The sequence below is a fragment of the Aurantiacibacter sp. MUD61 genome, assembly GCF_027912455.1.
GTDB lineage: Bacteria > Pseudomonadota > Alphaproteobacteria > Sphingomonadales > Sphingomonadaceae > Alteraurantiacibacter.
This window is the reverse complement of record NZ_CP115446.1, coordinates 1,644,643-1,663,304: the sequence shown is the minus strand read 5'-3', so window position 1 is coordinate 1,663,304 and position 18,662 is coordinate 1,644,643. Positions and strand designations below refer to the sequence as shown.

Here is an 18,662-nt window from a genome sequence, read left to right as displayed (position 1 = left end):
CGTCCTTAAACCTGGGCGGCCGGGCAATGGCCTGACTTGAATATCGGGCAAAGAGAAACGAAATCTCTTTTCCGAAAGAAGTGCCCCTAGCCCTTTCGCGGGGCACCGACAACCGCTAGAGCCGACAGTATGAACGCCCCCTTTCAGGAAAATCGCTCCGGCGAGGAAAAATTGCCGCTTACGGTCTTGATCGCCGCGCCGCGCGGGTTCTGCGCGGGGGTGGATCGTGCGATCGAAATCGTCGAGCGTTCCATCGAACGCTATGGCGCGCCGGTCTATGTCCGGCACGAGATTGTGCACAATCGCTATGTGGTCGAAGGCCTGCGCGAAAAAGGTGCAATCTTTGTCGAGGAACTGGACGAAGTGCCGGACGATGCGCCGGTGGTGTTCAGTGCGCATGGCGTGCCCAAATCGGTCCCGGCAGAGGCTGAGCGGCGTGAGATGATCTATCTCGACGCTACCTGCCCGCTGGTGAGCAAGGTCCATCGCCAGGCTGAACGGCAGATCGAAAAAGGCCAGCACATCATCTTCATCGGCCATCAGGGCCACCCCGAAGTGATCGGCACGATGGGACAGGTTCCCGAAGGCCGGATGACGCTGGTCGAAACGGTGGACGATGTCGCCAAGCTGACCTTCACAGAGGAAGACGATCTCGCCTTTCTCACACAGACCACGCTTTCGGTGGACGATACGGCAGAAGTCATCGAGGCTCTGAAGGCGCGCTATCCGCAGATTGTCGCTCCCCGCGCCGAAGACATTTGCTATGCCACGTCAAACCGGCAGGCATCCGTCAAGGCGATTGCTGGCGACTGCCAGCTGGTGCTGGTCATCGGTGCGCCCAACTCTTCCAACTCGCTGCGGCTGGTGGAAGTGGCAGAGCGCATTGGCGCGAAATCCTACCTTATCCAGCGGGCTGACGAAATCGACCCGGCATGGCTTGAAAATGTCGAGACAGTCGGCGTGACAGCGGGCGCCTCGGCCCCGGAAGTTCTCGTTCGTGAAGTCATCGCCAAGCTGGGTGAAATGCGGGACGTGACGGAAGAGACCGTCCGGACGACCGAAGAAAAAATGGTCTTCAAACTGCCCCGCCAGCTGACCGAATAGGCCGCTTCGTGGCGGTCTACACGCAGCTCTCTGCCGAAACGCTGAGCGATCTGATCGCGCATTACGATGTGGGCGAGCTCGTTTCGGCCAAAGGCATTGCCGAGGGCATTTCCAATTCCAACTGGCTGGTGGAAACAACGACCAGCCGCTTCATCCTGACCATGTATGAGCGGCGCATCGACGTTGCTGACCTGCCGTTTTTCCTGGGGCTGCTCGATCATCTGTCCGCCAAGGGCTTGCCCGTTCCGCGCACGATCCACGATATGACAGGCGCCGCCTCGCGCATGATAGATGGCAAGGCGGTGGCGCTGATCGAATTCCTGCCGGGTGTTTCGATCGACAATCCCACCCCTTCACAAGCGCACAATGTGGGCGCGGTGCTCGCTCGCCTGCACCTTGCTGCGGACGATTATTCCGGGCGGCGGACGAATGATCTGGGGCCTGGCACTTCACTGCACGTGCTCGAACAATGCGGCGCAGAGGCGTTGGCGAGCATCGACTCAGAACTGCCCGACATGCTTCCAATGGCCCGATCGATTGCCGCGGACTGGCCGCAGGATTTGCCGCGATCGGTGATTCATTCGGACCTGTTCCCGGACAATGTGCTGATGCTGGGCGACGAGGTGAGCGGGCTTATCGACTTCTACTTCGCCTGTGAGGATATGATGGCCTACGATCTGGCGGTGACCCATGCGGCCTGGAGCTTTGCCGATGTCGGGCAGACCTATAATGTTGATATCGGCGAGGCGTTGCTCGCAGGATACCAGTCGGTTCGTGCACTGGGCGATGCCGAAATAGCAGCCATGCCGCTTCTGGCGCAGGGCGCATGTATGCGATTTATCTCCAGCCGGGCGCAGGATTGGATCGACACACCGGCGGATGCTCTCGTCACCCGCAAGGATCCCATGGATTTCGTCCGCCGCTTGCAATTCTACCAGAGCAGTGGTGCAGGGCTCTTCGCATGAAACATGTCGAAATTTTCACCGATGGTGCCTGCAAGGGCAATCCCGGTCCGGGCGGCTGGGGCGCATTGCTGCGCATGGGTCGGCATGAGAAAGAGCTGGTCGGCTCCGAAGCCGAAACGACCAACAACCGCATGGAGATGACCGCGGCGATCAAGGCGCTGGGTGCGCTCATCGAGCCCTGCGAAGTAACGCTCTACACAGACAGCAAATATCTGATCGACGGGATCACAAAGTGGGTTCACGGCTGGAAAAAGCGCGGCTGGATCAATGCCAGCAAAAAACCGGTGAAGAATGCCGATCTGTGGCACGACCTTATTGAGGTGGCATCCACCCACAAGATCACCTGGCAATGGGTGAAAGGCCACAACGGCCATCCGGAAAACGAGCGTGTCGACCAGCTCGCCAGCGATGCGGCTGACGCGATCAGTCGCGGCTAACTTCGCTCAGGCATGAAAAAAAGGCCGGCCCCGCGTGGGACCGGCCTTTCTCAAATCAGTTATTGGAAAGCCTCAGCTCTCGTCGACAATCTTGGCGCCGGGGCCGTTCTTCTGGATCGATTCAATAGCGTTCTTGGCGCTGGCCTTGGACGAATAGCCTTCGGTCGAGAACATGATCTCGTCATTGTATTTGAACCGAACGCGGAATTCGCCAGCCTTGTCCTTATAAATCTGGAAATGATGCGCCATGGAAATGCTCTCCTCTAGTGGTGATGATCTTCAAATTGAGCTGGCGGCAGCATAACAAATTGACACCGCTTGGCTAGGCCACCGGGAGGGCAAAGCGATCTGGCGTGTATAATTTTACATCCAGAGCGTCGGTCATGGCATCCCGGTCCTGTCCGCTGGCCAATTGTGCGCCGAGGCGCGCAGCGGCTGGCGCGGTCTGGATGCCGTAGCCGCCCTGGCCTGCGAACCAGAAGAATCCATCCACCACGGGATCGAAGCCGTAAACCGGCAGGCGATCGGGTGAGAAGCTGCGCAGACCCGCCCATTTGTGCTCTACCGCCTCGATTTCCCAATCGACTACGTTCTGGAAACGATCGATCGCGAGCGCGATGTCCATCTCTTCCGGCGCGGCATCGCACGGCTCTGATGGCGTTTCGTCATGCGGACTGAGCCAGAGTTTCCCGCTTTCCGGGCGGAAATAAAAATCGCCCGAGAGATCGAGCGTGAGAGGCAGGTCGGCAGGCGCTGCCGGGTTAACGCGCAATTGCGCCACTGTCCGCCGCAGCGGCTGGATGCCGATCGGCCGCGCGCCGCACAATTGCGCGACACTGTCTGCCCAGGCTCCTGCGGCGTTGATCACCACAGCCGCGCGCACCTCGCCCGTCGTACCGAAATCGAGCCGCCATTCCGCTCCATCGCGTTCCGCCGAAACCAGACGATGGCGGGTCCGCAATTCGACATCGCCTTGGCGGGCCAGCGAAAGGTAATGTTGGTGCAAGCCGCCCACATCGATATCCGCGCAATTGGGCTGGCTGAGCGCATGATCCCATCCGGGAAGCACTCCGGGCAGCATTTGCTCCAGCCCCGCGCGGTTCAATCGTCTGATCGTCACACCGGCGTCGGCGAAGCGTTCGAGGAAGCTCTCGATCTCCTCTTCCTGCCCAGTGCGCGCCACATAAAGTCCGCCGCGCGGCGTCAGGAAACCCCCATCCTGAAGATAGGGGCCGGAAGCGAGCGTCAGGGGCACGATATCCGGGCCACCGTAGCATTCCTCGCGAAAGGCCGCAGACCGGCCAGTGGTGTGGTACCCCGGACGATCCTCTGCCTCGGCAAGTAACACCCTACCATGCGGAGCCAGTTCGGCGGCAATGCTTGCCCCCGCCATGCCCGCACCGATTACGGCAAAATCGAAAACCTCGGTCATCCCGTCAGCTTCCGCTCCAAGAAGCCATCGATGGCGGCCAGCGCGCGGTCACGCACCGCGTCTTCTTCGCGCAAGATCTCATGCCGCGCTTCGGAACCGAAAATCAGGTTATCGACATCGGGTAGGCGAGCAATGGCACTGCGAATCGCGGCAGGGCTCACAAGCTTGTCAGCCTTTGTCGCGATAACGAATACGGGCAGATCGACACCTTCGAGCGCGCCCTTGGCAAAGATTTTCGCGGTGCTGTCATAGGCGGCATTGACCCAGCCCCAGCTGCCCGGGCCGAGCTCCAGTTCGGGGCGATTTTCGCGCCACCACAATTCGTCGGCATAGCGATCTTCGTCATGTGTGAGCAGCGTATTGCGCATTCCGGGCTTGGCACCGGGCTTCTCACTCATCTTCCAGGCCGGCCGCTTGGGATCGCCGATGCGCGCCATCATGCTGGCAAAACCGCGCTTGACCGGCAGCGGCAGGTGCTCGGGCATGGTGTCAAGCATGGGCGCCGAGAGAATCAAAGCGTCGGGCTTTGGAGACAAGGCCTTGTCGATTACCGCGCGCAAAGTCAGGTGGCCGCCCATTGAATGGCCCGCCAGCACGCGCGGTCCATCATGCCGCGCCGCCCATGTGCTCCAGAAAGCGGCAAGGTCTTCCACCCACAGATCGAAATCGTCGATATGGCCCGTCGCCTTGTCATTGCCGAGGCGCCCCGATCCGCCCTGCCCGCGCCAATCCGCGGCAGAGACGCGCCACCCCTGCAAACGCCAGTGCTCAAAGCTTTCGATATATTTTTCATAGGCATCGCCGCGCCCTGCCATGAACAGCATCGCGCCCTTGGAGGCGACATTGGCAGGCGGATCCGGCCAGTCGATATGGCGAATCTCATGCCCGTCCGGCGCCAGCCACATGGCCTCACGCGCATCGGTCGGAATGGCCCTGCGATCGAATGCTGCGGTCGTGGCGCTTATGGTTTGGCTAATTTCAACCTCCTGCCCTTGGTTACTATTTGGTAAGCCATGCGCGCTAGCACCAGCCTCCAAGGACATTTGGGGGCTTCATGCTAGACGATCCAATCAAGTACGGACTGCTTGCGGCATTGGCAATTGCGCTGATTATCGCAGCTATCACCGATCTCAAAAGCCGCCGCATTGCGAACAAGCTCAATGCGGCGATTGCTCTTGGCGCGCCATTGTTCTGGTTCGCTTCGGGCATGAGCTTTCTGCCGTCTGGCGATGGCTGGTTCGAACCGACCAGCGTCGTGATGCAGATCGCCCTCGCACTCGTGACCTTTGCTGGCCTGTCGATCCTGTTCGCGCTGCGCGCAATGGGCGGCGGCGATGTGAAGCTGCTCACCGCGCTCGCACTTTGGATCGCACCTATCGTGTACGCGAAGCTGCTCATCATGATGGCGCTGCTGGGCGGCGTGCTGACGCTGGTGTTCGGCGCCTGGCACGTGATGAAGCGCCAGAAAAACAAGCTCGCCATTCCTTATGGCGTGGCCATCGCACTCGCCGGCCTGTGGGCCATTGGCACCTTTTATCTTCCCGCATCTGCAGCCGCAGGAGTGGCGGGGTGAACCTCATTTTAACCATTGTCGGTCTATCCGACAGCAATCGTAATCCGAGATCCAACTAAGGGGGCGTGACGCACCATGGACAAGAAGAAGCTCATTTTGCTGGTAGGGGCACTGGTCATTGCGATCGGTACGGCCCTTGCTGCCCGGAGCATGTTCGCCGGCGCGGCGGCTCCTGAAGTCGAAGCTGCCGAACCCGAGCCGCAAGGCCCGAAAGTGCTGGTTGCGAAACGCAGCCTGCCGGTCGGCACGATCATTACTGCAGATGCCGTGGGCTACCAGCTCTGGCCGCAGGAACTGGTGCAGGACGCCTATTTCATCGACGGCGAAGCCGACATGGAACAGCTGCTGGGTACGGTTGTGCGCAATCCGATGACCGCAGGTGAGCCGGTAACGCAGGGTTCGCTCGTATCGCCTGGCGATCGCGGCTTCCTTGCTGCGGCGCTCGGCCCGGGCATGCGCGCTGTGACCGTTCCGGTTTCGGCACGTACCGGTGTGGCAGGCTTCGTGTTCCCGGGTGACCGCGTCGACATGATGCTGACGCAAACCGTTACGGGCGAAGGTGGCGGCGGACAGGCGCTGCAGGCTGCAGAAACCATTCTGACCAATCTGCGCGTTCTCGCGACCGACCAGTCCACCGAAACCACTCAGACCGAAGATGGCCGCACTGTGGTTCGCGCTTTCCGCACGGTGACGCTGGAAGTTACCCCGCGCATTGCTGAACAGATCGCGGTTGCACAGACGATCGGTACGATCAGCCTGGCACTGCGTTCGATCGCTGACAACCAGACTGAACTTGAGCGTGCTATCGCCTCGGGCGACATCGATCTGCCGGATGACGCAACGCCGGAAGAAGAAGAAGCTCTGCTTCGTTCTGCCTCCGCACGTCCGGGTGAAGGTGCCAGCACGTACCAGACCGGCGGCGATGTCTCGCGCTTCCAGCGCAGCTCGGTGCCCTCGCGTGCTCCGGCTCCGCAGCCTGGCAATGCCCAGCCTGCACCGGCACCTGGCGGCGCAGTGGCTCCGGCAGTGCCGATGGGCCCCTCGGTCCGCGTGACTCGTGGCCAGAACACTACTGTTGAACCGGTCAACCGCGGCGCAGGCGCCCTGCTTGATCGCCAGGCTGGAGCCATGGGCCAGGGTGCCCGCGTCGCTCCGGTCGGCATGTCGACGCTGCGGTGAACGCCATGACCCAGACGAAACAACTTAACCGCTCAATTTCCCACGGAAATTCTCCGAAAGGCAAGACTATGACCAGCCGTCTGTTCAAGACCGTCATGAGTGCCGCTGTAGCGCTCGCGCCGCTTGCGATGCTGCCGGCCGCTCCGGCCCAGGCCCAGTCAGTTGCACCGGCACAGGATCTTGTCCTGTCGATCGGTCGCGGCGAGCTGGTGACGGTGCCCGGCAATATGGCCGACATCTTTGTTGCCAATAACGCTATCGCCGATGTGCAGGTGAAGTCGCAGCGTCAGCTGTATATCTTCGGCCTGTCCGGCGGCGAGACCACGATTTACGCGAGCAATGCTGCCGGTGACATCATCTGGTCTGCCAATGTCCGTGTGGGCTCCAACATCGACAGCATCGATCAGATGCTCGGTCTCGCCATGCCGGAAGCAAACGTTTCGGTTGCCACGATGGGTACCAATACTGTGCTGCTGACTGGCACGGTTGCGGCTCCTGAAGATGCCGCCGAGGCAGAGCGCCTGGTGCAGGCTTTCGTCGGCACAGACGCCAATGTCATTTCCCGCCTGCGTATGGCAACGCCGCTGCAGGTCATGCTGCGTGTTCGCTTTGCCGAAGTCAGCCGTTCGATGGTGCGCAATATTGGTGCAAACCTCACTTCGATCGACAGTGGTGGTGGCTTCCAGTTCGGTGTCGGCACGGGCCGCGAAGGCTTCTTCCAGGGCGGAGACGGACTGAATGCGCTGGGTGTGGGCAATACGCCGACCGGCCTCATCCCCGATCCGAACAACCCCGGGCAGTTCATCGACTCCACGGGCACGACGATCAATCCGATCTCACCCGGCGGCACGATTGCCGGCATGGGTCAGTTCCTGGGCCTTGATCTGCTCGGTGCGCTGGACCTTGGCGAACGCCGCGGGCTGGTCACCACTCTCTCCGAACCGACACTGGTCGCGCTTTCGGGTGAAACGGCAGAATTTGTTGCCGGTGGTGAATTCCCGATCCCGCTGAGCCAAGGCCTCGGCACCACCACGGTGCAGTATCGCAGCTTCGGTGTCAGCCTGTCCTACACGCCGACGGTGCTTTCCAATGGCCGCATTTCGATGCGTGTCCGCCCGGAAGTCTCCGAGCTGTCGACGCAGGGCTCGGTCGTCCTCAACGGCTTCCAGATCCCTGCCCTGACCGTCCGCCGTGCAGAAACCTCGATCGAGCTTGGCTCGGGTGAGAGCTTCATGATCGCTGGCCTGATGCAGAATAATGCGCAGAACACCATCGACCAGGTTCCCGGCGTTGGCGACATGCCGATCATCGGCAACCTCTTCCGCTCCACGGAATTCCGTCGCGGTGAAACCGAACTGGTGATCGTTGTGACGCCGTATCTTGTTGAGCCGGTGAACGATCGTGACATCCGCCTGCCGACCGACGGCTTTGCCGTTCCCGATGCAGCTGCGCAGGTCATGATGGGTCAGGAAACCGATGGAACGACGGGCCAGACACGTCCCATGCCGCGCCCGGCGAACCCTTCGCCGACCGGTCCGGACCTCAGCCTGATCGACCAGAACGGAACAGCTGTTGCCCGCGGTGAGAACCCCGGCGCAGCTGCGCCCCAGTCCGCCGCGGCAGCTCTGCCCGGCTTCAGCTTCGACGATGGAGAGTGATCGCCATGATTAATCGTAACAAACGCTTTGCCGCGACAGCCGTGGCACTCTCGCTCGGTGTCGGTCTTTCCGCCTGCGGAACGCTGAACGAAGGCCCGCAGAACATGTCGCTCTACAGCGTCAATCAGCCGGTCGTCGAGCGCCAGAACTACACATTCGACCTCGCCAGCGGCGGCAGCGGTCTCTCGGTGCCGGAGCAGGCACGCCTTGCCGACTGGTTCGAAACGCTCGACCTTGGCTACGGTGACCGGATTGCTCTCGACGATCCGACAGCCAGCCCTGCTGTGCTTGAGGATGTGGCTGCAGTCGCAAGCCGCTTCGGCCTGTTGGTGAGCGCGGATGCGCCTGTCACCAATGGCTATGTCAATCCCGGCAATGTCCGTGTGGTCGTGACCCGGTCGATGGCCAGCGTTCCTGGCTGCCCTATCTGGCGTGACCAGTACGGCATCGAACAGGGCAATCAAACCTCGGCTGGCTTCGGCTGCGCGGTCAATAGCAATATCGCTGCCATGGTCGCCAATCCTGAGCATCTGCTCGATGGCGAAAGCGGCACCGGCGACACTGTAATCATGCGTTCGAACCGCGCCATCGATGCGTATCGTGAAGCGGCTCCGTCCGGCGCTGGTGGCACCTCGCTGCCGCAAGTTTCTTCCGAAGGGGGTTAATCTGATGAGTGCAAGTTGGAAACCTGGACCGCTCGGCAACCGCGAGCCGTTCTCTGCCTTCATCTGCGACGATGGCGCTCTGGATGCGCTGCGCCCCGTAGTGATCGAGATGGGCTGGCAGCCCGAGAAGTGCAACAAGGGCGGTCTGCGCAACGCAATCCAGTCCCTGTCCATCTCGGCCAGCCCGGCGATCCTGATGGTCGATCTGTCCGAAAGCGGTGATCCGCTCAACGACATCAACGCCCTCGCCGAGGTTTGCGAACCCGGCACGGTGGTGATTGCGGTCGGTCAGGTGAACGACGTTCGCCTGTATCGTGACCTGCTGGCAAGCGGCATTCACGATTACCTGCTGAAGCCGCTTTCTGCCAGCCAGCTGCGCGACTCGCTTACGCAGGCTCAGGCGGTCTTCTCTTCGCCGCGCGGTGGTGAAGGCGAACAGGAACATTCCCATGTCTCGACTGCCGTGGTCGGCACGCGTGGCGGCGTTGGCGCCTCCACTCTCGCCACCTCGCTGGCATGGCTGTTCTCGGTCGAGCACGAACGTTCGACTGCGCTGCTCGATCTCGACGTGCATTTCGGCACCGGTGCCCTCGCGCTCGACCTTGAGCCGGGCCGCGGCCTGACCGATGCGATCGAGAATCCGAGCCGCATCGACGGCCTGTTCATCGAACGTGCCATGATCCGCGCGAACGATAATCTAGCGATCATGTCTGCAGAAGCGCCGATCAATTCGCCGCTGATGACCGATGGTACGGCCTTCCTCCAGCTGGAGGAAGAATTCCGCCAGGCTTTCGACATGACGGTGATCGATCTGCCGCGCAACATGCTGATCAACTTCCCGCATCTGCTGACGGATGTGAATGTCGTGACACTGGTGACCGAGCTGACGCTGGCCTCTGCCCGCGATACGATCCGCATCCTGTCGTGGCTGAAGCAGAACGCTCCGGGCGCGCATCCGATGATCGTCTGCAACAAGATGCAGAACGGCGCTGCCGAAATCAGCAAGGCTGACTTCGAAGCGTCCATCGAACGGAAGATCAACTTCCAGATTTCGATGGATCAGAAGGCCGCTGCCAATGCTGCAAAGCTCGGCCAGACCTTCATCGAGGCCAACAAGTCTTCCAAGACTGTCGGCCCGATGCGCGACATCGGCAAGACCATCGTCGGCGTGGCCGATGATGATGGCGCAAGCCTTGAGGAGAGCGGCAAGAAATCGGGCGGTCTCGGCAAGTTTGACCTGAAATCCTTCCTGGGCAGCATGTCCAAAAAGGATAAGGGCGCCGAAGCCGTCGAAGCTGCAGAGTGATCGTGACGGAGCGGGTCATTATACCCGCTCCGCCGCACTCCCTATTTGAATCTATGCAAAGAGAAGGCGGACAATGAGTATCATCCAACTCCTGCTGGTGGCCGGTGGCCTGATGGGATTGCTGATCCTTGGCTATGTCCTGATGAACGGGAAAACCCCGGGCAAGGAGAGCCAGCGTCGTCTTCAGGCGGTGCGGTATCGCCATTCTGAAAGCACGACCGACAAGGTTGAAGGCCAGCTCAAGAAAGCCATTGCCGCGCGCAAGCCCAAGCAGTTCAAGGCTGCAGGTTCGGGATCCCGCGTCGAAGCGCTTCAAGTTCGCCTGAACCGCACCGGCATGGGCTGGACCCTGCAGCAATATATGTATGCATCGCTTGGCCTCGCTGTTGTCGTGACCGCTCTCGTGTATCTGCGGTCCGGCGCCGCTGCCATTTCGCTTGGCATTGGCCTCGTCGTGGGGGCTGGTCTGCCGCATATGGTCGTCAGCAGTTTCATCAAGCGCAGGACGAATGCCTTCAACGCCAAATTCCCGGACGCCATCGAATTGCTGGTGCGCGGTCTTCGATCGGGCCTTCCCGTTGCGGAAACTCTTGGTGTCGTCGGACAGGAAGTTCCCGGCCCGGTGGGTGTGGAATTCCGCCAGACGGTGGAGCGGATCAAGATTGGCCGCACCATGGAAGAATCGCTGCAGGAAGCGTCAGACAAACTCGGCACTGCTGAATTCCAGTTCTTCGTCATCACGCTCGCTATCCAGCGCGAGACGGGCGGTAACCTCGCAGAGACGCTGTCCAACCTTGCAGATGTGCTGCGCAAGCGCGCGCAGATGAAGCTGAAGATCAAGGCGATGAGCTCTGAATCGAAGGCCTCTGCCTATATCGTGGGTGCCCTGCCCTTCATCGTGTTCGGCATGATCTACTGGATCAACCCAACCTATATCGGCGGCTTCTTTGAAGATGAGCGCCTGATCGTCACCGGCCTGTTCGGCCTCGTCTGGATGAGCATCGGCGCCTTTATCATGGCCAAGATGGTCAACTTCGAGATCTAAGGGAGGAGGATAGAATGAACCTTTTGAGCCTCGCCCCTTCAAGCGGACCCACTCTTCTGGGAGTGGACGTGATTCTGGTCGGATCGATCCTCGTCGGGATCGCTGCGATTGCCACCATGATGGCAATCTACGCTGCGGTCACCGTGAAGGACCCGATGGCGAAGCGCGTCAAAGCGCTGAACAATCGCCGCGCAGAACTGAAGACCGGCATGCTGACCAATTCTGCCAAAAAGCGGCAGAGCCTGGTGCGCAAGACCGACACGACCGAGAAGATGAAAGATACGCTGCAGGGCATGAAAGTCCTGCAGGAAGACCAGGTCAAGGATGTCCAGCAGAAGCTGGCGCAGGCGGGCTTCCGCAACAAGGAGATGGCAGTGGTCATCATCTTTGCGCGGATGGTCCTGCCGGTGGTTCTCGGCCTGCTCGGCGTCGTTCTGTTCTACTGGACGGATACCTTCCCCGATTGGGGCAGCACCAAGCGGTTCCTGGCCTTCGCTGGCTTGGTCATTGCGGGCTACAAGGGTCCTGAAACATACCTCAAGAACATCGCGACCAAGCGTACGAAGGAAATCCAGAAAGGTCTGCCAGACGCGCTCGACTTGCTAGTGATCTGCGCCGAGGCCGGTCTGACGGTGGACGCCGCATTCAACCGCGTCGCACGCGAATTGGGCCGCGCCTATCCCGAACTGGGTGACGAATTCGCCCTCACCGCGATTGAGCTGTCCTTCCTCACCGAACGCCGTCAGGCTTTCGAGAACCTCGCTTACCGTGTGGACCTCGATGCCGTGCGCGGCGTGGTGACGACGATGATCCAGACCGAACGCTACGGTACGCCGCTGGCCTCCGCCCTGCGCGTCCTGTCGGCTGAATTCCGTAACGAGCGCATGATGCGTGCCGAAGAAAAGGCCGCGCGTCTGCCTGCGATCATGACAGTGCCGCTGATCCTGTTCATCCTGCCGGTGCTGTTCATCGTGATCCTGGGTCCGGCAGCCTGTTCCATCGGCGACGCCTTCTCCGGAGGCGGACCGGGCAGCGACTAAACTTTCACTGCCCCTTGTGGGCAGTGGGCAAGAGGGAACCCCGCCGGTGCGAGCCGTGCGGGGTTTCTTCGTTTTTGCGATGGAGGCCGAGGCAACCCCTGCTCTATTTCAGGCCGAAATTGCCTCTGGAAAGATCCTCGCCGGACATTTCCTCTGCCATGCTGCGCGCCCGCTCCAACAGGGCACGGAACAGCTCGAGCTCATCCTGGGAAAAGCCTTCGAACAGCTTCGCTTCCATTTGCAGCGCCAGCGGCATGATTTCGGCATGCATCGCTTTTCCGCCTTCGGTTAGTTCAAGCAAATGCGACCTGCCGTCCTGCTCATTGGGCGCGCGCTGCGCCAGCTCGCGCTCTTCGAGCACTTTGCACGCACGATTGACCGCGACCTTGTCCATCAGCGTGCGTTTGGTGAGGTCACGCTGGGTCATAGCGCCGGCATCGCCCAGCACCGCCATCACGCGCCATTCAGGAATGCTGAGGCCCCAGCGCTGGCGATATTCCATCGCGATCCGGCCGCTGACGGCGTTGGAAGCCAGCGACAATTGATAGGGCAGGAAGCGCGAGAGAAGGCTGGCTGGTTGCATAAGCAACTACCTGTAAGTGATCTCTCGCGCGCTTGGCAAGATGCACGGTGGCAAAAGCTTTGGTGCCCGCCTACTCCTCCGGCTCGGCGAACAGATTCACAAGCCGCCCGGCGACCGCATCGAGCCGTGCTGCAGCGCCGACATCCCATAGATCGCGCGGAGTGACGATCGCTGTATCCAACATGGTGTCGATTGGGCTGGCCTTTCGCGTTTTCGGCAGAGCAGCCGCAAATTCGGCAAGCATGGCGCGCGCGTTCTCCGCATTGGTGGTCATTAGCGCCATAATATCGGCGACATCGACATCGCCATCGGGCTCTCGCCAGCAATCATAATCTGTGACCATGCCGACCAGTGCATAGGGAAGCTCAGCCTCGCGGGCGAGGCGTGCTTCGGGCATGGCGGTCATGCCGATCACATCGGCGCCCCAATCGCGAAACATATGGCTTTCGGCGCGGGTCGAAAATTGCGGCCCTTCAATCGCGACATAGGTACCGCCCTCATGGACGTTGGCCCCGGCCTTGTCCGCCGCCGACGCCGCCATTTTGGACATGCGCGGGCAAACCGGGTCGGCAAGCGGGACATGGGCAACGATACCGTCGCCGAAGAAGCTGCGTTCGCGCTGGACGGTCCGGTCGAGCAATTGCTCCACCACGACGAAATGTCCCGGCTCGAAGTCTTCCTTGAGGCTGCCGATGGCTGAAATGGCGAGCAGGTCGGTGACACCGCAGCGCTTCAGCACATCGACATTGGCGCGGTAGTTCACGTGCGTCGGAGACAGGCGATGGCCTGCACCGTGCCGCGCAATGAAGGTGAATTGCACGCCGCCGATCTTGCCGGTTGTGACTGGGCCTGATGGATCTCCGAAGGCGGAATTCACCGCAATTTCCTGCGCATCTTCCAGCGCCCCGGGTTCATAGAGGCCCGATCCCCCGATTACTCCGATGTGCCAATCAGCCATGTTGCGCTTTCCTCCTGTGTCCGAACCGGCTCACTTCGGCGGCATTCTGATGGCGCCGTCCAAGCGGACGCATTCGCCATTGAAATAGCCGGTTTCGGCCATGAAGCAGGCAAGTGAGGCATATTCCGCCGGATCACCCAGTCGCTTCGGAAAAGGTACCACTTCAGCGAGCGCAGCTTGCGCTTTCTCAGGCAGGCCGGCGAGCATGGGTGTCCCGAAAATACCCGGGAGAATGGCGTTTACGCGAATGCCCTCGCCCATCAGGTCGCGCGCCATCGGCAGCGTCATGCCCTTCACGCCCGCCTTCGATGCAGCGTAGGCGATCTGACCGATCTGACCGTCTTCGGCAGCGACCGATGCGGTGTTGACGATGCAGCCGCGCTCCCCGTCATCGTCCAGCGAATCGAGGGCCATCATACCTTCGGCCGATTTAGCACAGCAAAGGAATGTGCCGACCAGATTGATATTGATAGCGCCTGCAAATTTGCCGAGCGGCAGATGGCTCAGCGCCCCTGTTTCGCGGTCCCGTTTCACGATCTTGCCAACAGGCGCAATACCTGCGCAATTCACCAGGATGCGCTCCTGGCCATGCGCCTCACGCGCCTTGGCGAAAGCGGCATCGAGCGAAGCTTCATCAGTTACATCGGCGTGGCAGAATACGCCGCCGAGCTCTTTTGCGACGTCTTCACCGCGCTCGGCATTCATATCGAAGATCGCGACCTTCGCGCCCTTTGCAGCGAACGCACGCGCAGTGGCTTCGCCAAGGCCGGATGCCGCTCCGGTTACGATGGCGGCGATGGAATTGTCGATCTTCATGGCAGCTCCCCATTTGCGTGCGGTCCAAAACCGCATTGTGTGCTGACGGGTCCTAGAGCGCATGCGGCTTTGGTCAAGGCGCAGTATTTCCCAAAAGCGACGTACCTTGCGTCGCGCGCAAAGAGAAAGGCCCCGCAACCGAAGTTGCGGGGCCTTTCCTTAGGCTAAGCCAATCCGGATCGGATCAGAAGCGAACCGACAGCGTTCCGAAGAACTCGCGGCCGTTCAGGTCGTAACCGTTGCCCGGGGGCACGTTGTTGATCTGGAAGACTTCCGTTCCATCAACACGCGGCGGCTGCGTATCGAACACGTTCGACACACCAAGACGCAGCGTGATGTCATCGTTGAAGTCGTAACGGATCGAGGCAGTGTGCACGAAGTAATCGTCGGCGAAGCCAACGTCGCGGCAATACACGCCGTCACCTTCGACGATGCCATTCGGCACGCCATTGGCATCGCGCGAACCGCCGCCAAGGCAGGTATCGCCGATAACGCCGATGAATTCGCCTTCAGGATTGTAACCGAAAGCATCGCTCAGCGGGTCGATACCCGAAGCCTGCTGCTCGGTACGACCAATCCAGCGGGTCTGCCAGGTGAATGTCACCGGACCATAACCCACAGTACCGGTTGCGCGGCCCGTCCAGGAAGGGAAGCCGAACTCGCCGGTGAAGTCGTCAAAGTCTTCCTCACCATCGTTCAGGAACAGCGTGCTACGTTCGATCAGGTGGTTTGCCTGAACGAAAAGGCCGAGATCGAGCACATCGTTACCCATCGGGATTTCATAACCGAGGGACGCGTTGAGATCGATACCGCGGACCTTTTCCTGATCCTGGTTAAGGAACAGCGGGAAGGCTTCCGTGATCAGCTGACGACCACCCGAGTATACGAGCTGGTCACAGTAGATGCTGCGATTGTAGTTCGCCGGCAGACCTTCTCCCGGCAGGACATTCAGATCAGCCGTGTCGTAGCAATCGTTCACGGTGAACTGAGCGGACAATTCAACGATCGAATCTTCAACCTGGATCGAGTAGTAGTTGAAGTTGAACGACAGATCAAAATCGCCGAAGCTTTCGGTAACACTGACGCCTGCGGTGAACGAGGTCGAGGTTTCCGGATCAAGATCCAGCGTACCCTGGTTAGCAACTTCGATGCTGCTGCCCTGAACGACGTTCGTGCCGGAGTTGTTGATACCGACACGGGTCGGGTCACGGCCTTCTGCGCGGCAGATTGCCAGTAGCGCCGGATCACGCGTGTCGAGATCTTCCTGGTAGCCAGCGTCACGGCCCGAGGCCGGGTCAGCAAGAGGCCGGAAGGCAGCACTTGGGACCGCACACGGGTCGGTAACCGTGGTAAAGCCAGTGATACCGCCGAGGAAGTTCTCACGCAGGTTCGGAGCACGGAAAGACGTACCATAGGTGGCTTTCAGGAGAACCTGCGGGATAGGACGCCAGCCAACACGGCCAGAGTAAGTGAAGGCCGAGCCGTAGAACTCTTCTTCACTGAAACGACCCGCAGCATTCACTTCCAGATCACCAAAGGTGTCGGATTCGAAGACCGGGACATTCACTTCGCCGAATGCTTCGAAGATGTACTTGCCACCATTCGTACCGAAGTCACGGAAGAAGCCGAAGAACAGGCCGTTAAACGCACTGTCATCCGGTGTCGTCGTGATGCTGTCGTGACGATATTCGGCACCGACCACAACGCCCAGCGGACCAGCCGGAAGCTGGAAGAGGTCACCGGTTGCATAGGCCGAGATGACGGTCTGTTCGTAGGTCGTGTCGACAACACGCTCACCGAACAAGTAGTCGCGCTCTGCCTGGGTCGCGAAATCGCCGAACGGCAGCTGGAAGATGCTGTCAGCGAAGAGGTTGACCGGCACACAGCCCTGGACGAGGTCCGGAGCAGCCAGATCGGGGTTCGACAAGGTGCCGCACGGGCCGATATAACGCGGATCGTTACCGACGAAGTTCGCATTCGGCGAGCCCGCACGCGAATCACCGATGTTGATCGTTGGCTGTCCGAAGACTTCGTAATCGTTGTCGTAATCGTCAGCGATGCCGTCGCCATTGTTGTCGGCAACGCCGTCACCGTCGAAGTCGGCAGTCGGGTCGATACCAAGCGAATATGCCAGACGGTCTTCACGGATACCGCGACGGACCGAAAGACCTTCCGAACGCGAGTAGACACCCGAAATTTCGAATGTCCAGCTATCGCCAATGAACGGCAGATCGCCGCGCAAGCCGAGCACGCCGCGGTACTGCTCCTGCGTTACGTCCGTATTGCCACGGTCACCGCGGATCTGCGCGCTGGCATCAACCGGCAGCGAGAAGCCGTAGTTACCACGCGAAAAGGGCACGCCCGGAGGTGCGTAGACAAAGAACGAACCAGGAGCGGCCCCGTTTAGGTCGCCGAAGCTATCGGCCTGGAAGTTGTCCAGCAAGCGACAGTCAACACCGTTCGGGTTCGTGTCGATGTTACACGGGTTGAACGGGTTGAGATCCGGCACGGACGGGAAGATCGTCGGCGAACCGGTGTTGTCCGACTGGATTTCAGCACGGCTGTACAGCAGTTCGAAGAACGGCGTGAGGTTCATGTCGCCTTCGAACGTATACTCACCGAACGCCATCACGTTGTAGAGCTTCTGCTCTGGAATGAATGTGCGATCGAGGTTCGTACCATTGGTATTGAAGTCGTAGAAATCGATGTCGCGGATGCCGTCGCCATCACGATCCAGGTCGATACCGAACGCGTTGGACGAGTCAGCGAACGGGAAGTCCGGGAAGCCCGGATAGTTTCCATTGCCGGGACCGACATAATATGCCGAACCGCCAAAGCTGTTGGTCTGGAAGATACGACCCGTAAAGCCTGTCAGCACACATTCGTTGTTCGGAATGCTTAGAGCGCCACCCGTCTCTTCTTCCAGAGCCGCGCGATCAGCCTGGCCGATGGTCAGAATATTCCCATTCTGGTCGATTTCGTAATCGGTGCGGCAGCCATTGAAGAAGTCGCGATCGCTCAGCCTGATTTCGTCACGATGCGAGTATTCTGCACCGATGCCGATAAAACCATTGCTGAACTGACGGCCCCACGAACCACTGATCGTGTAGTCGTCACCGCCATTGCTCTGCTCGTTCTTGTTCCCGCTGAAGAACATTTCGAAGCCGTCAAGGTCGGTGCGCAGGATAACGTTACCTACACCGGCGACAGCGTCCGAACCGTAAACCGACGACGCACCATCAAGCAGAAGGTCGTAGCGCTGGATCAGCGAGGCCGGAAGAAGGTTGATCGACGGGCTCGTCGGCGCGCCTTCCACACCAGCCGGTGCCAGGCGGCGGCCGTTGATCAGAAGCAGGGTGCGGTTTGCACCGAGACCGCGCAGGTTCAGCGTCTGCGAACCCGGGCCGTTGTCGAGAACGAAGCCCTGGAAAGTGGCGTCGATCTGCTGACCGGCAGCAGCTTCGGACTGCTGAAGGATCTGAGCGGCATCGAAGTTACCAACGTCGCGCTGGGCTTCGGTGCTCAGCGTCTGCAGGGGCGAGATGCTGGTGTAGGTGTCGGTACGGACACGCGAACCGGTAACGACGATCCGCTCCCCCTCAGGGATCTCGGCCGTATCGAGGACTTCCTCTTCGGGATCGACATCAACGATGCCGTCCGCCTGGTCCTCGTCCTGATCCTGCGCATAAGCAGGAGCACCTGCGAGAAGCGCCACGGCGGATACCGTAAGCGCCAACCCGGTCAGGGTATTCTTCTGAAACTTTTTCATTTTTGTCGCGTCCACTTCAATTTCGAAATTCACAAGCCATTCATTCCAGACCGGGCAATTGCACTGCCTCTCTTGGCGTGAACGGCTTGCAGGGTAAGCTGCGAATTCCAATACGCTGCGGATGGATGACTG

17 protein-coding genes are annotated in these 18,662 nt (G+C 60.3%); 10 read left to right on the top strand and 7 right to left on the bottom strand.

Going from position 1 to position 18,662, the window contains the following annotated elements; all coding sequences use genetic code 11:
* Window positions 1-129: 129 nt before the first annotated feature.
* Genes ispH through rnhA form a run of 3 tightly spaced genes read left to right on the top strand, consistent with a single transcriptional unit; the run spans window position 130 to window position 2,506 of the window.
* Complete coding sequence (ispH, locus tag O2N64_RS07955; RefSeq protein WP_271077080.1) at window positions 130-1,104, top strand: 4-hydroxy-3-methylbut-2-enyl diphosphate reductase; 975 nt, start codon at window positions 130-132, stop codon at window positions 1,102-1,104.
* A gap of 8 nt (window positions 1,105-1,112) precedes the next feature.
* Window positions 1,113-2,069, top strand: coding sequence for a homoserine kinase (thrB, locus tag O2N64_RS07950; protein WP_271077079.1), 957 nt, complete (start codon window positions 1,113-1,115; stop codon window positions 2,067-2,069).
* Window positions 2,066-2,506, top strand: a complete 441-nt coding sequence (gene rnhA / locus O2N64_RS07945; RefSeq protein WP_271077078.1) for a ribonuclease HI — start codon at window positions 2,066-2,068, stop codon at window positions 2,504-2,506. Before thrB ends, rnhA begins: the two co-directional genes overlap by 4 nt.
* Window positions 2,507-2,578: 72 nt before the next feature.
* Here rnhA and O2N64_RS07940 read toward each other — a convergent pair whose 3' ends face one another.
* The 3 genes from O2N64_RS07940 to O2N64_RS07930 form a co-directional block, all read right to left on the bottom strand.
* On the bottom strand, window positions 2,579-2,755 hold the full coding sequence (locus tag O2N64_RS07940) for a YegP family protein (protein ID WP_197922139.1): 177 nt from the start codon (window positions 2,753-2,755) through the stop codon (window positions 2,579-2,581).
* A 73-nt stretch (window positions 2,756-2,828) separates the two neighbouring features.
* Window positions 2,829-3,938: an NAD(P)/FAD-dependent oxidoreductase gene (locus O2N64_RS07935; protein WP_271077077.1), complete on the bottom strand. Its 1,110-nt coding sequence runs from the start codon at window positions 3,936-3,938 to the stop codon at window positions 2,829-2,831.
* Window positions 3,935-4,843, bottom strand: a complete 909-nt coding sequence (locus O2N64_RS07930) for an alpha/beta fold hydrolase (protein ID WP_271077076.1) — start codon at window positions 4,841-4,843, stop codon at window positions 3,935-3,937. The genes O2N64_RS07935 and O2N64_RS07930 overlap by 4 nt, the downstream gene beginning before the upstream one ends.
* A 149-nt stretch (window positions 4,844-4,992) precedes the next feature.
* Here O2N64_RS07930 and O2N64_RS07925 point away from each other — a divergent pair, with 149 nt between their 5' ends.
* From O2N64_RS07925 to O2N64_RS07895, 7 genes are all read left to right on the top strand, one after another.
* Complete coding sequence (locus O2N64_RS07925) at window positions 4,993-5,511, top strand: A24 family peptidase (RefSeq protein ID WP_271077075.1); 519 nt, start codon at window positions 4,993-4,995, stop codon at window positions 5,509-5,511.
* A gap of 75 nt (window positions 5,512-5,586) precedes the next feature.
* Window positions 5,587-6,690 (top strand): Flp pilus assembly protein CpaB, encoded by a 1,104-nt coding sequence (cpaB, locus tag O2N64_RS07920; RefSeq protein WP_271077074.1) that lies wholly within the window; start codon window positions 5,587-5,589, stop codon window positions 6,688-6,690.
* Window positions 6,691-6,758: 68 nt separating this feature from the next.
* The gene (locus O2N64_RS07915; protein ID WP_271077073.1) at window positions 6,759-8,348 is read left to right on the top strand and encodes a type II and III secretion system protein family protein; all 1,590 of its coding nucleotides are present in this window, start codon (window positions 6,759-6,761) and stop codon (window positions 8,346-8,348) included.
* Window positions 8,349-8,353: 5 nt separating this feature from the next.
* Complete coding sequence (locus tag O2N64_RS07910) at window positions 8,354-9,013, top strand: CpaD family pilus assembly protein (protein ID WP_271077072.1); 660 nt, start codon at window positions 8,354-8,356, stop codon at window positions 9,011-9,013.
* Window positions 9,014-9,017: 4 nt separating this feature from the next.
* On the top strand, window positions 9,018-10,319 hold the full coding sequence (locus O2N64_RS07905; RefSeq protein WP_271077071.1) for a pilus assembly protein CpaE: 1,302 nt from the start codon (window positions 9,018-9,020) through the stop codon (window positions 10,317-10,319).
* Between the two features lie 73 nt (window positions 10,320-10,392).
* Window positions 10,393-11,364, top strand: coding sequence for a type II secretion system F family protein (locus tag O2N64_RS07900; RefSeq protein WP_271077070.1), 972 nt, complete (start codon window positions 10,393-10,395; stop codon window positions 11,362-11,364).
* Window positions 11,365-11,378: 14 nt separating this feature from the next.
* Window positions 11,379-12,404 (top strand): type II secretion system F family protein, encoded by a 1,026-nt coding sequence (locus O2N64_RS07895; RefSeq protein WP_271077069.1) that lies wholly within the window; start codon window positions 11,379-11,381, stop codon window positions 12,402-12,404.
* Window positions 12,405-12,507: 103 nt separating this feature from the next.
* Here the strand turns inward: O2N64_RS07895 and O2N64_RS07890 are convergent, their stop codons facing one another.
* The 4 genes from O2N64_RS07890 to O2N64_RS07875 all read right to left on the bottom strand — a co-directional run bounded on the left by O2N64_RS07890 (window position 12,508) and on the right by O2N64_RS07875 (window position 18,530).
* Complete coding sequence (locus O2N64_RS07890; RefSeq protein WP_271077068.1) at window positions 12,508-12,987, bottom strand: MarR family winged helix-turn-helix transcriptional regulator; 480 nt, start codon at window positions 12,985-12,987, stop codon at window positions 12,508-12,510.
* Window positions 12,988-13,057: 70 nt separating this feature from the next.
* Window positions 13,058-13,945: an S-methyl-5'-thioadenosine phosphorylase gene (gene mtnP / locus O2N64_RS07885; protein WP_271077067.1), complete on the bottom strand. Its 888-nt coding sequence runs from the start codon at window positions 13,943-13,945 to the stop codon at window positions 13,058-13,060.
* A gap of 30 nt (window positions 13,946-13,975) precedes the next feature.
* The gene (locus O2N64_RS07880; protein WP_271077066.1) at window positions 13,976-14,761 is read right to left on the bottom strand and encodes an SDR family NAD(P)-dependent oxidoreductase; all 786 of its coding nucleotides are present in this window, start codon (window positions 14,759-14,761) and stop codon (window positions 13,976-13,978) included.
* 184 nt (window positions 14,762-14,945) lie between these two features.
* A complete protein-coding gene (locus O2N64_RS07875) occupies window positions 14,946-18,530 on the bottom strand; it encodes a TonB-dependent receptor domain-containing protein (protein ID WP_271077065.1) in 3,585 nt (1,194 codons plus the stop codon).
* Between the last annotated feature and the right edge of the window lie 132 nt (window positions 18,531-18,662).